The sequence below is a fragment of the Lacinutrix chionoecetis genome (assembly GCF_053604665.1).
The window spans coordinates 341,352-354,780 of record NZ_JBSHNQ010000087.1 but is presented as its reverse complement, the minus strand read 5'-3'; the positions used below and the strand labels follow the sequence as shown (position 1 = coordinate 354,780).

At 34.0% G+C, this 13,429-nt stretch carries 12 protein-coding genes; all 12 read left to right on the top strand.

Annotation, left to right across the window (positions count from 1 at the left end):
- Window positions 1-6 precede the first annotated feature (6 nt).
- Entirely contained in the window at window positions 7-1,686 is a 1,680-nt protein-coding gene (locus ACVC43_RS16530; RefSeq protein WP_452225652.1) for a choice-of-anchor B family protein, read from the top strand.
- 1 nt (window position 1,687) lies between these two features.
- Window positions 1,688-3,028: a hypothetical protein gene (locus ACVC43_RS16525; protein ID WP_452225651.1), complete on the top strand. Its 1,341-nt coding sequence runs from the start codon at window positions 1,688-1,690 to the stop codon at window positions 3,026-3,028.
- A gap of 7 nt (window positions 3,029-3,035) precedes the next feature.
- Window positions 3,036-3,788: an MbnP family protein gene (locus tag ACVC43_RS16520; RefSeq protein ID WP_452225650.1), complete on the top strand. Its 753-nt coding sequence runs from the start codon at window positions 3,036-3,038 to the stop codon at window positions 3,786-3,788.
- A 17-nt stretch (window positions 3,789-3,805) separates the two neighbouring features.
- Window positions 3,806-4,873: a cytochrome-c peroxidase gene (locus ACVC43_RS16515; RefSeq protein ID WP_452225649.1), complete on the top strand. Its 1,068-nt coding sequence runs from the start codon at window positions 3,806-3,808 to the stop codon at window positions 4,871-4,873.
- A 128-nt stretch (window positions 4,874-5,001) separates the two neighbouring features.
- Window positions 5,002-5,331, top strand: a complete 330-nt coding sequence (locus ACVC43_RS16510; RefSeq protein WP_452225648.1) for a HesB/IscA family protein — start codon at window positions 5,002-5,004, stop codon at window positions 5,329-5,331.
- A gap of 17 nt (window positions 5,332-5,348) precedes the next feature.
- A complete protein-coding gene (sufB, locus tag ACVC43_RS16505) occupies window positions 5,349-6,797 on the top strand; it encodes a Fe-S cluster assembly protein SufB (protein WP_452225647.1) in 1,449 nt (482 codons plus the stop codon).
- Between the two features lie 78 nt (window positions 6,798-6,875).
- Window positions 6,876-7,295 (top strand): hypothetical protein, encoded by a 420-nt coding sequence (locus tag ACVC43_RS16500; protein WP_452225646.1) that lies wholly within the window; start codon window positions 6,876-6,878, stop codon window positions 7,293-7,295.
- A gap of 4 nt (window positions 7,296-7,299) precedes the next feature.
- Window positions 7,300-8,052, top strand: coding sequence for a Fe-S cluster assembly ATPase SufC (sufC, locus tag ACVC43_RS16495; protein ID WP_452225645.1), 753 nt, complete (start codon window positions 7,300-7,302; stop codon window positions 8,050-8,052).
- A 153-nt stretch (window positions 8,053-8,205) separates the two neighbouring features.
- A complete protein-coding gene (gene sufD / locus ACVC43_RS16490; RefSeq protein ID WP_452225644.1) occupies window positions 8,206-9,519 on the top strand; it encodes a Fe-S cluster assembly protein SufD in 1,314 nt (437 codons plus the stop codon).
- 163 nt (window positions 9,520-9,682) lie between these two features.
- Window positions 9,683-10,921, top strand: coding sequence for a hypothetical protein (locus ACVC43_RS16485; protein ID WP_452225643.1), 1,239 nt, complete (start codon window positions 9,683-9,685; stop codon window positions 10,919-10,921).
- A 3-nt stretch (window positions 10,922-10,924) separates the two neighbouring features.
- Entirely contained in the window at window positions 10,925-12,139 is a 1,215-nt protein-coding gene (locus tag ACVC43_RS16480; protein WP_452225642.1) for an aminotransferase class V-fold PLP-dependent enzyme, read from the top strand.
- A 150-nt stretch (window positions 12,140-12,289) separates the two neighbouring features.
- Complete coding sequence (locus ACVC43_RS16475) at window positions 12,290-13,351, top strand: zinc metalloprotease (protein ID WP_452225641.1); 1,062 nt, start codon at window positions 12,290-12,292, stop codon at window positions 13,349-13,351.
- The last annotated feature ends 78 nt before the right edge of the window (window positions 13,352-13,429 follow it).

Genomic DNA, 13,429 nt, shown 5'->3' with positions numbered 1-13,429 from the left:
CAAAAAATGAAAAACATAAAAAAAACTATTACCATCGCACTCATCTTTATTGCTTTTGGTGTAACACTACATAGTTGTCAAGACGAAAATGTAGATAGTACTCCTATGGCAGATTCAGATGGTGATGGCATTCCAAACACTCAGGATAATTGCTTAGAAACAGCAAACCCTGATCAAATTGATTTAGATGGAAATGGCGTTGGTGATGCTTGCGATCCAGATGGTGATGGCGATGGTGTTATAGATGGTTTAGACAATTGTCCGTTTTTTGCGAATCCAGATCAGGCAGATGCAGATAATAATGGAATAGGTGATGCCTGTGAACAAGATGAAGATAATGATGGTATTCCAGATGATTTTGATAATTGCGTGAGTATTAGTAACACCGATCAAATAGATACAGATGGAGATGGAATTGGAGATGTTTGTGATTCAGATATTGATGGTGATGGCATTCCAAATGATGTAGATAATTGTCCACTTTTAGAAAATCCGGACCAGGCAGATTCTAATAACAATGGCATTGGAGATGTGTGTGATAACCAACCGCTATTTCCTTGTGAAAATGGTATGGCTGGTATTTATCCTTGTAACGGCATAGATTTAATGTCAATTATAGATGCCGCAACGCTTGGTGGTAGCTCTAATACCGAAGGTAGTGATATTTGGGGATGGACAGACACGTTAAATGGAAATGAATATGCTTTAATAGCATTAACTAATAGCACCGCTTTTGTTGACGTTACAGACCCATTAAATCCACTATTTTTAGGAAGATTAGACTCTAATGCAGGATCAAATTTTTGGAGAGACGTTAAGGTTTATAATAATTATGCTTTTATTGTCGCAGATGGTGTTGGTCCTCATGGTATGCAGGTATTCGATTTAACACGATTACGAAATGTAACCAATGCTCCAGAAACATTTACAGCAGATGCTATCTACTCTGGTGTTGGAAGTTGCCATAATATAGTTATTAACGAAAGTGAAGCAGTCGCTTATTTAGTGGGTTGCTCTGGGACTAATGGTGGAGGTCCAATTTTTGTTGATATTTCTAATCCATTAAATCCAATATTCTTAGGCGATTATACAGCTGGAGGCTATTCTCACGATGCACAGGTAGTAACTTATAATGGGCCAGATTCAGATTATACCGGAAGACAAATTTATGTAGGCAGTAATGGCAATTCAGATAAAGTGGTTGTTTTAGATGTTACCAACAAAACAAATGTAGTACCAATAAGCGAATTTACTTACCCACAAACAGCTTATGCGCATCAAGGCTGGTTTACAGATGATCATGCTTATTTTATTCTTGGCGATGAGGTAGATGAGCAAAGTTTTGGTTTTAATACAAAAACATTGGTTTTTAATTTCACAGATTTAGATAATCCAACTTTATCATCAACTTACACAGGCCCAACTGCTGCAATAGATCATAATGGGTACGTAAAAGATAATGAATATTACCTTGCTAATTATAGAGCAGGACTAAGAATATTAGATATTACAAACATTGCTGCATCTTCTAACTCAATGACAGAAACAGCATATTTCGATACCTACCCATCAAGCAACAGTGCCAGCTTTAATGGCGTATGGAGTGTGTATCCATATTTTGCCAGTGGTAATATTATAATAAGTGACATCGAAGGAGGTCTCTTTGTAGTAAAAAAAAGTAATTAGTATGTTTTTTAAACAACCATTTATAATATTTTCTTTTCTCCTGCTCACAATATCAGGATGTAAAAAAGATGATGATGTAATACCAATAAATCAAAATATTGCAGGTGTTATAGAAAGTATTAAAACATATGGAGGTTCTAAAAATGAAACAGGAGAAAAAGTTGTAGCAACAAACGATGGAGGTTACGCTGTTTTAGGATTTTCACAAAGTATGGATGGAGACATAACCGATAAACAAGACGAAAGCTACGATTTCTGGGTATTAAAATTCAATTCTGAAAACGAGATTCAATGGAATAAAACCTATGGTGGAACAGCAGACGATAAAGGGAAGGACATCATTCAAACTACAGATGGTGGCTACGCTATATTAGGTTCTACTTATAGTAACGATGGCGATGTTTCTAGCAATAACGGTCAGCAAGATTATTGGTTGGCAAAATTGGATGCTTCTGGAAATATTATTTGGCAAAAATCTTTTGGTTATCAAGGCGCAGACTATGGCATTTCGGTAATACAAACTAACGATACTGGCTATTTAATAACTGGGGTTTTAGATGTAACAGCCTCTGGTGGAGATGGTAACACCTCTAAAAGCAGTAACAAACATGCTGGTGGAGATTATTGGGCTTTAAAACTAGACGCTTCAGGAACTATAGAATGGAGTAAGTATTACGGTGGATTATTTACAGATACTCCAGAAAGTGTTGTACAAACAGAAGATAATGGTTTCATTATTGTTGGTGGATCAGATAGTATGGATACAGATATTTCTAACAATATTGGATCTTACGACTTTTGGGTTGTTAAAATTTCTGCAAGCGGAGCTATTGAATGGGAAAAATCTTTTGGAGGTAGCCAAATCGATGAGGCTTGGGCTATTGTAAAATCTGGTGATGGGAATTTTTTAATCGCTGGAGATACCAGAAGTAACGATGCCAACGTATCTAATAATATTGGGGCAGCCGATTTGTGGCTTATTAAAATTTCGCCTTCAGGTGAATTACTTTGGGAAAAAACGTATGGAGGTACCAGTTTCGATGTAGCGAGAGCTATAAAAGCAACACAAGATGGTGGCTTTGTTTTGGCTGGAAGTTCAAGAAGCAGTGATGTTGACGTAAGTGAAAACAAAGGGCAAAACGATGCTTGGGCTCTAAAAATTAATAGTAGTGGTACTTTAATGTGGCAACAAACTATTGGTGGTACAAATATAGATTTCGCGTATGGAATTGCAGAACTTAACGACCAAACTGTTGTTGTTGTGGGAGATTCCTACAGCAACGATGAGGATATTATCGAAAACAAAGGGTTTTCAGATTTATTACTGATAACAATAAAATAAAAAAATTATGAAAAAGATTTTTGCCTTGTTACTATTTACAACTTTGGCATTTACTGCCTGTGGTGAAGATAACGATGATAACGCGACTGCTAATGCAGATGTGAGTTTTGAATTTTCTCACACATGGAACGATGTTACTCTAAACAGCAGTAATCTAACAACCGAGACTGTTGTTAATGCTAACGGAGAAAGCATAAATATAGCAAGGATTAGATATCTGGTTTCAAGATTTCAGTTAGTAGATACTAATGGAACGACTTATAGCTTTGATGGTTACAAATTTACAGACTTAGAAGACGAGTCTACCTACGATTTTACACCAGTAAATAATACTATTCCTACTGGAACTTATACTTTAAAATTTGTTTGGGGATTTAACGAAGAAGATAATATAGATGGTGTTTATACAGATTTAAACAGCGTATCGTGGAATTGGCCAACAATGTTGGGTGGTGGCTATCACTTTCTGCAATTTGATGGCATGTATAATGTAGACACCACACCAAGTCCGTTTAATTTTCACAATGGAACTGCTCGCGTAAGCACAGATATTTTTGAACAAAATTTTGCTACAATAGAATTAAACACACCAATAGTTATAGATAATAATACAACCATTGAAGTGAATATGAATATTGCAGAATTTTTTGTAAATCCGCATACATGGGATTTAAACGTGCTTGACACACCATTAATGCCCAACTATGATGCACAAAAAATGATGCAGGATAACGTGATGAGTGTATTTAACATAAATTAAATAGTTAATAACATTTAATGAAACACTGGTTTATATACCTATTACTAATTCTATCTGTTTCGGCGTGCTCTAAAGACGATACACCTGAAACGGAAGCATATGAACCTACACCTCAACCATTAAATATTCCACAGATTTTTCAGCAAACTATTATTGCACCTGTTATACCAGTTAACAACCCACAAACAGTTGAAGGTGTTGCTTTGGGCAAAAAATTATTTTTCGACACTAAACTTTCTGGAGACCAATCTATGGCTTGTGCAAGTTGCCATATGCCACAAAACGCATTTACAGACAATACACCAACAAGCGAAGGTATAGATGGCGTATTTGGCGCACGAAATTCGATGCCGTTATTCAATTTAGCATGGAATTACGGAGAGCGCTTTACTTGGGATGGCAAAGAATTAAGTTTAGAGCGCCAAGCTCTAGAGCCTGTTCAAAATCCAGTAGAAATGCATAGCAATTGGGATGAGGTTGTCGACAGATTACAATCTGATGCAGACTATCCAGAATTATTCCGTTTAGCCTTTAAAACATCTACCATTACAAAAGAATTGGCAACAAATGCTATTGCTCAATTTGAGCGTACACTTATTTCTGCAAATTCTAAATTCGACAAGTTTACTTTAGGTCAGACAACGCTTACACCACAAGAACAAAATGGATTGGATGTATTTATGGATGAAACCAGAGGTGATTGTTTTCATTGCCATGGAAACCCAAATAATCCATTATGGACCGATAATATTTTTCATAACAATGGATTAGATTCCACGTTTACAGATTTAGGCTTAGGCGCTGTAACAGGCGATGTAAACGATAATGGAAAATTTAAAAGTCCATCGCTTAGAAACTTAGCTTACACAGCACCATATATGCACGATGGTAGGTTTGCTATTTTAGAGGAAGTTATAGAGTTTTACAGCACAGGACTTCAAGACTCAGAAACCATTGATCCGCTTATGAAAAAAGTGCAACAAGGAGGTGTAAATCTTTCTGCTCAAGATAAAGCCGATTTAAAAGCCTTTTTGTTAACACTGTCGGATCCATCATTTCTTAACAACCCAGATTTTCAGAATTAAGTCTTACCACAAAGTTTTTCATAAGAAATACCTATTAGCGCATATGCTAATATAATGTTAGGACACCTTGCTAAAAGCGACTAATATTGTATCTTTGCACTCTATTTAGATAAATTCTATATAAGAATATGATAAAAGTTTCAGATACAGCTAAAAAAAAGGTCATAGAGTTAATGGCAGATGATGGCTACAATGCCGGCACAGACTACGTTCGTGTTGGTGTTAAAAGTGGTGGCTGCTCTGGTTTATCTTACGATTTAAAGTTCGATAAAACGCAGCAGGAAGAAGATAAAGTATTTGAAGATAATGGTGTAAAAATTATTATCGATAAAAAAAGCTTTTTATACCTTATTGGTACCACTTTAGAATATTCGGGAGGATTAAACGGAACAGGTTTCGTGTTTAACAATCCCAACGCTAACCGAACTTGCGGTTGTGGAGAAAGTTTCTCATTATAAAATTGAAAGAAAGAACTATGTCGAAATACACAGAAGACGATTTAAGAGAAGAACTTAAAACCAAAGAATACGAATATGGTTTTTATACAGACATTGAGTCTGAAACATTTCCTATTGGTTTAAACGAAGACATTGTTCGCGCAATATCTAAGAAAAAAGAAGAACCAGAGTGGATGACACAATGGAGACTGGAAGCGTTTAAAGTCTGGCAAGAGATGGAAGAACCAGATTGGGCAAATGTTAATTATACTAAGCCCGATTTTCAAGCCATTTCTTACTATTCTGCTCCTAATAGCAAACCTAAGTACGATAGCTTAGACGAAGTAGATCCAGAGCTTTTAGCAACTTTTAAAAAATTAGGAATTTCTATAGACGAGCAAAAAAAATTAGCCAATGTAGCAATGGATGTGGTTATAGATTCTGTTTCTGTAGCAACTACTTTTAAAAAGACATTAGGGGAAAAAGGAATTATTTTTATGAGTATTTCTGAAGCCATAAAAGAACATCCAGAACTTGTAAAAAAATACTTAGGAACTGTTGTTCCCCAAAAAGACAACTTCTATGCTGCATTAAATTCTGCAGTTTTTAGTGACGGGTCTTTTTGTTATATTCCAAAAGGCGTGCGTTGCCCAATGGAATTATCAACATATTTTAGAATCAATCAAGCTGGTACAGGGCAATTTGAACGTACATTAGTTGTTGCAGACGAAGGTAGTTATGTTTCTTACCTCGAAGGTTGCACAGCTCCAAGTCGTGATGAAAACCAATTGCATGCAGCAGTTGTAGAACTTATTGCGCTGGATGATGCCGAAATAAAATACAGCACAGTACAAAACTGGTATCCGGGAAATGCCGAAGGAAAAGGTGGTGTTTATAATTTTGTAACCAAAAGAGGAATTTGCGAGAAAAACGCAAAAATCTCATGGACACAAGTGGAAACAGGAAGTGCAGTAACCTGGAAATATCCTTCATGTATTTTAAAAGGTGATAACTCTGTGGGCGAATTTTATTCTATTGCGGTAACAAACAATTACCAACAGGCAGATACTGGAACAAAAATGATTCATTTGGGTAAAAACACCAAATCAACCATTATTTCTAAAGGTATTTCGGCAGGAAAATCTCAAAATTCTTATCGTGGTTTAGTACAAATAAGTTCACGTGCAGACAATGCACGTAACTTCTCGCAATGCGATAGTTTATTAATGGGAAATGATTGTGGTGCTCACACGTTTCCTTACATAGAAGCTAAAAACAAAAGCGCAATGATAGAGCACGAGGCTACAACAAGTAAAATTGGTGAAGATCAAATTTTCTATTGTAACCAACGTGGTATAGATACAGAAAAAGCAATTGCACTAATTGTAAATGGTTTTAGTAAAGAGGTATTAAATAAATTACCAATGGAGTTTGCTGTAGAGGCACAAAAATTATTAGAAATAAGCCTTGAAGGTTCTGTAGGTTAAAACCTCATTTTCAATAAAAATAAAATCTTGTAAACAAAAGTTTAATTAAAAAAGCAGCCGTTTTCACGGAAAACAAAAATGAAAAAAGTAAGTGTTCTTTTAATTTTATGTCTCTCCATTTTTACCGCTTGTAAAAATGATTCTAAACAAACAGAGACCTCAACTATTAATACAAATAGTTCAGAAAAAACAGCCAAACAAAATGACGGTTTAACCTTACTTTCTGGTGAGTTTATTTACTATGCAGATGCCGCGGTTTTACAAGTAGGAAACAATGTTTATGGTGTGGTTTTAAATGAAAAAACAAAAGAACTAAATAAAAAAGCACAAGCTTACAGAAAAGAAGCTACAGATGGTGTCCATGTACAGGTTCGGGGCAAAATAATTCCAAAAACAGAAAACGAGGAAGGCTGGCCTTTTAAAGTTGATATTAAAGAAATAGAAAGCGTTAAAGCATTAGATGCTAAACAAAACGAAGTGATTAAAATAGGAAAATAAGACTATGTTACAAATAAAAAATTTACACGCAAGTGTTGAAGATAAATTAATTTTAAAAGGCATTAACCTTGAGGTTAAAGCCGGAGAAGTACATGCTATTATGGGACCTAATGGTTCTGGTAAAAGTACGTTAGCTTCTGTAATTGCTGGAAAAGAAGAATACGAAGTAGAAAAAGGTAGTATAACTTTTGAAGGAGAAGAGTTAGAAGATTTAGCTACTGAAGAACGTGCGCACAAAGGTATTTTCTTATCGTTTCAATATCCTGTAGAAATTCCGGGAGTTTCTGTTACTAACTTCATGAAAACAGCAATTAATGAAACACGCAAAGCAAAAGGTCTTGAAGACATGCCCGCAAAAGATATGCTTAAACTTATACGTGAAAAGTCTGAACTTTTAGAAATTGATCGTAAATTTTTATCTCGTTCTTTAAACGAAGGGTTTTCTGGAGGAGAGAAAAAACGTAATGAAATTTTTCAAATGGCAATGTTAGAACCAAAATTAGCTATTTTAGATGAAACCGATTCTGGATTAGATATCGATGCCCTACGTATTGTTGCTAATGGTGTAAATAAATTAAAATCTAAGGACAATGCTGTTGTAGTTATCACGCATTACCAACGTCTTTTAGAGCATATTGTTCCAGATTTTGTACATGTATTGTACAATGGTAAAATTGTAAAAACTGGAGACGCTTCTTTAGCACACGAATTAGAAGAAAAAGGTTACGACTGGATTAAAGAAGAAGTGAACGCTTAGTGAGTTGGTAGTTTCAGTAGCAGTTTGCAATTGCTTACTCAATCCTGAATACTCAAATACTAATGCGAATAAAAAAGATTAAATAGTATCCAGATTTCTATCGTTTTTCATTTTACTGAAAACGACGTTTGAAAACTGAAAACTGAAAAAAACATGAGTTTAAAAGATAAATTAGTATCATCATTTTTAGCATTCGAAAACGACATCGATGTAGATTCACCTGTTCATGACATTAGAACCGATGCTATTAAAACGTTCGAAACTGTAGGTTTTCCTTCTAAAAAAGATGAGGCATGGAAATACACATCGCTTAAAAGCATCTTAAAAGAAGATTATAGTGTGTTCCCAAAACAAGAAAACGCTTTAGATTACAAAGACATTAAAAAGTATTTTCTTCATGATATCGACACCTATAAGATTGTATTTATAGATGGAAAATATTCATCGCATTTATCTCAAGTTACACACGATGGTATAGATGTTTGTTTAATGTCTTCGGCTTTAAATAAGCCTAAATACAGATTAATTATTGAAAATTATTTCAATAAAATAGCGACTAAAGAGAGCTTAGTATCACTAAACACAGCATTTTCTAATGAAGGTGCTTACATACATATTCCAAAAAACAAATTGGTTGAAAAACCAATTCAAATTTTACATTTTTCTACAGGAAATGAAGCAGCATTAATGCTTCAGCCACGAAATTTAATTGTGGTCGACGAGAATTCTCATGTTCAAATTATAGAACGCCACCAAAGTTTAACAGATAACCCTGTATTAACTAATTGTGTTACCGAAATTTTTGCAAACAAACGTGCCATTGTAGATTATTATAAGTTACAAAACGATAATAAAAATGCTTCTTTAATAGATAGCACTTACGTGGACCAGAAAGATCAGAGTCATTGTTTAGTACATACTTTTTCTTTTGGAGGAAAATTAACACGTAACAATCTTAACTTTTACCAAAATGGTGAGCACATGGACTCTACCATGAAAGGCATTACCATTATTGGCGAAAAACAACATGTAGACCACAACACGTTAGTACACCATATAGAGCCTAATTGCGAGAGTCACCAAGATTACAAAGGTATTTTTGCAGATAGTTCTACAGGCGTATTTAATGGCAAGGTTGTAGTCGATAAATTAGCTCAAAAAACAAACGCGTTCCAGGCTAACAATAATATTTTACTAAGTGATAAAGCTTCGATTAACACAAAACCGCAACTTGAAATTTTTGCAGACGATGTAAAATGCTCACACGGTTGTACCATTGGTCAATTGGACGAAAACGCTTTGTTTTATATGAAACAACGTGGTATTCCAGAAAAAGAAGCAAGAGCTTTATTAATGTTTGCTTTTAGTAATAACGTTTTAGATTCTGTAAAAATTCCAGAATTAAAACAACGTATTACAAAGTTAATAGCTAAAAAACTGGGTGTTAATATTGGGTTTGACCTTTAGTTATCACGACAGTAAAAGCCTTATAAATTATATAAAAACTGTTTCTAAATATAGAAGCAGTTTTTTTATTCATTTCACGCAGCCAAAGGGCATGTTTACTCATTAGTAATTTTAAAATTAATTGATAGTTTATAGTTTTAAATTTCATTTAAAACTAACCATTATGAAAAAAATACAATTACTTTATTTTATAATAATTCCATACTTCTTATTTTCTCAAGATAGTATTCCATCTAAAAAATTCGAATCTTTAAAAACAAATTATAAGGATTTTATAACTGTTAAAAATGAGATTTATGCTATTACAGAAGGTGATAGTTTAGTTATTTGGGATATTACTTCTAACTTTATTAATGAAACAAAGCCCGGAATTAATAATATTGCTAAATCCAAAGAGAACAAGTTATTTGCAACTACTGTAAACAAAGAAATACTTTCATTAAATGGTAAAGGCATTTGGCTAAAAAAAGATAGCTTCCATGGAGAAGCAATAGCCTTATTCGTTTCTAAAAATAATAAACCAGTGGTTTTAACTACAAGAGGTGGATATTATAGAAACAACTATTATTATCCTAAAGGAAAAAATAGAATTTTTAATCCAAGAAATAGCAGCCCTGATACAATTACGAGATATTTAAGTAAGCCTAGCTTATGCTATTTAGATGAAGAAAATAGAATTTGGCTAACTTATGACAGAGGAGAATTTGGACAATATACTTGGTTCTTTGATCTTGATAAAAGAATATTTTTTGAGGAGGAATATTTAGATATTAATCGACATTTAACCTATAAAGAAGAACAAAAATGGAACAGGGAGCATAACTATAAAAAAGCAATTATTGACACTTTCCCAACAAAAATAAAACTAATAGATAATAAGTTAATTTATAAATTCCCTGCACAAATACCTATATATAATGGCGTTAAAGGGATAGCTGAAGACAAAAGTGGAAATATTTTTATTTCTCAAAGTACGCATCATTTCTTTATTAGCGGAAATATCTCAATTTATTCTAAAACAGATTTTAAGAATTTTTACGACAGTGCGTCTCTGGATTCCATTTTGGATTATAATGAGCATGAGATAATCAGAAACAAAAAAAAGCAAAAAGTAAAAAACCTAGTAGAGTATTTAGGACCAATTACTTTCAACTCCTATAATAATTCAATTTATTACTATTCGAACAGAGGTTTTTTTAAATTATCTGAAAAAGATAATGGGTTTTCAAAAGAATTAATTCTCAAACCTACTCTATTATGGAAAGGAGGTTTGTCTCATTCGGTTGGATCTCAAATGGCTGTCAAGAAATTTGAATTTTTAGATGAAAAACGTTTCGTATTTTTGACAAATCTAAATGGCATTGGTTATTTCGATGGCAAGCAAATAAAATATTACAAATAATTGATGGTTGATATACAAAAAATAAGAGCAGACTTCCCAATACTTCAGCGCAAAGTAAATGGTAAACCTTTGGTTTATTTCGATAATGCTGCAACCTCGCAAACACCACAGCAAGTTATAGACGTTATTGTAGATTATTACAGTAATTACAATGCTAATATTCACAGAGGTGTACACACGTTAAGCCAAGAAGCAACAGACAAATACGAAGCCGCGAGAAATACGATTCAAAAGCATTTTAATGCAGAACATCCCTACGAGATTATACTCACTTCTGGCACAACAGAAAGTATCAATCTTGTTGCCCATGGTTTTTCGGCAATGCTAAAAAAAAGCGATGAAATTATTGTTTCTGCTCTAGAGCACCACAGTAATATTGTGCCTTGGCAAATGTTATGCGAAAAAACAGGTGCTGTTTTAAAAGTAATTCCAATGAACCAAAATGGCGAACTGGATATGGATGCTTACTTTAAATTACTTTCAGATAAAACAAAACTGGTCTTCGTCAATCATATTTCTAATGCTTTAGGCACTATAAATCCAATTGAAACCATTATTGAAAAAGCACACAATGTTGGTGCTGCAGTTTTAATAGATGGCGCACAGGCTTGTCCGCATGTAAAACCAGACGTACAAAAGCTGGATGTCGATTTTTATGTTACTTCTGCCCATAAAATGTGTGGACCAACAGGTGTTGGTATGCTTTATGGAAAACAGGAATGGCTGGAAAAATTACCACCTTACCAAGGAGGTGGCGAAATGATAGATCAAGTCTCATTCGAAAAAACAACCTACGCAGGGTTGCCACATAAATTTGAAGCCGGAACCCCTAACATTTGTGGCGGGATTGCTTTTGGCGCTGCCATAGATTATATGAATACTATAGGCTTTAAAAACATTGCCGAATACGAAAGTGAGCTGTTAGATTATGGCACCAAAAAGCTTTTAGAGATTGAAGGCTTAAAAATTTATGGAACATCTAAAAATAAAACTTCAGTAATTTCATTTAATATTAAAGGCATTCATCCTTACGATGTTGGTACGCTTTTAGATAAAATGGGAATTGCTGTAAGAACAGGTCACCATTGCGCGCAACCCATTATGGATTACTACAAAATTCCAGGAACGGTTAGAGCATCGTTTGCATTTTACAATACAAAAGAAGAAATAGATGTATTGGTAGAAGGCGTTAAAAAAGCAAAAATGATGCTATCTTAATTCAACTCTGCTAAGAGTAAAAAAGTTCGTGCAATCTATAATTGAACGATTTTTTTTTGTTAGTACTTCAACGAATAAATAATAATTTCTCAACAACTTAACGTTAAAAATGTATATTCATAAAAATTTAACTTAAACCCTTATTAAATTATGAAAAAAATATTTTTAAGCCTTGCAGTAGTTGGCCTGCTATTCTCTTCATGTAGTGATGATAAAAATGATATTATCGATGATGAGCAATCAAAAGTAGATATGTCTGATTTTTATCTTTATACCGATGCAGATATTGACGAATCTTCTAGATTGGCTGAAGGTAAAAATGTTTGCCATTCGATGGTAAATTTAAATAGACTACTTAATGAGAATAAAGACCTTGGAAAAAAAATGTACGATGTTGAGTACCATTCAAGAGCATTTATTGCTGCTAAGGGAAAACCAGGTGGTGGAAATGGGAATGGAAACGGAAATGGGAATGGTAATAATGGAGGCGATCCAGTAGATGATAATCTTGGCGTTTTAAACATACCTGTATATGTGCATATTGTATACAGCAATTCCCAACAAAACGTTAGCGATCAACAGGTCAATTCTCAAATTTCTGTTTTAAATAATGGTTTTAGAGCAACCAATAATGATATTAATCAAGTGCCGACTGAATTTGCTGGATTAGTAGCAGATTCTGAAATAAATTTTACTTTAGCTGGAACATTTAGACACTCAAACTCAAACCCATCATGGAGTACAAATGATGCAGTTAAAAATGCATATCCTCCAATTACACCATCTACACATTTAAATATATGGGTATGCAATATTAGCGGTGGTATATTAGGATATGCGCAATTTCCAGGAGGCCCATCAGCAACAGATGGAGTTGTTGTATTATATAGTAGTTTACCTGGTGGCTCTGCAGCACCTTACAATCAAGGCAGAACCTTGACTCACGAAGTTGGTCACTACCTTAACTTACGCCATATTTGGGGAGACGGTAGATGTAAGCAAGATGATTTTGTTGCAGATACACCTTCTTCAGATGCACCTAACTACGGCTGTCCATCGTACCCAACAGTAAACTGTCGCTCTAATGACATGACTATGAATTATATGGATTATGTAGATGATGCATGTATGAATATGTTTTCTGAAGGACAAAAAACTAGAATGCGTTCTATATTTTCACCTGGTGGAGCAAGAGCATCTATGTTAAATTAAAATTTAAAAACATAAAAATTTATAAGACGTCATTTTTGGCGTCTTTTTTGTATATTATATAAAACAAAATTTAATAAA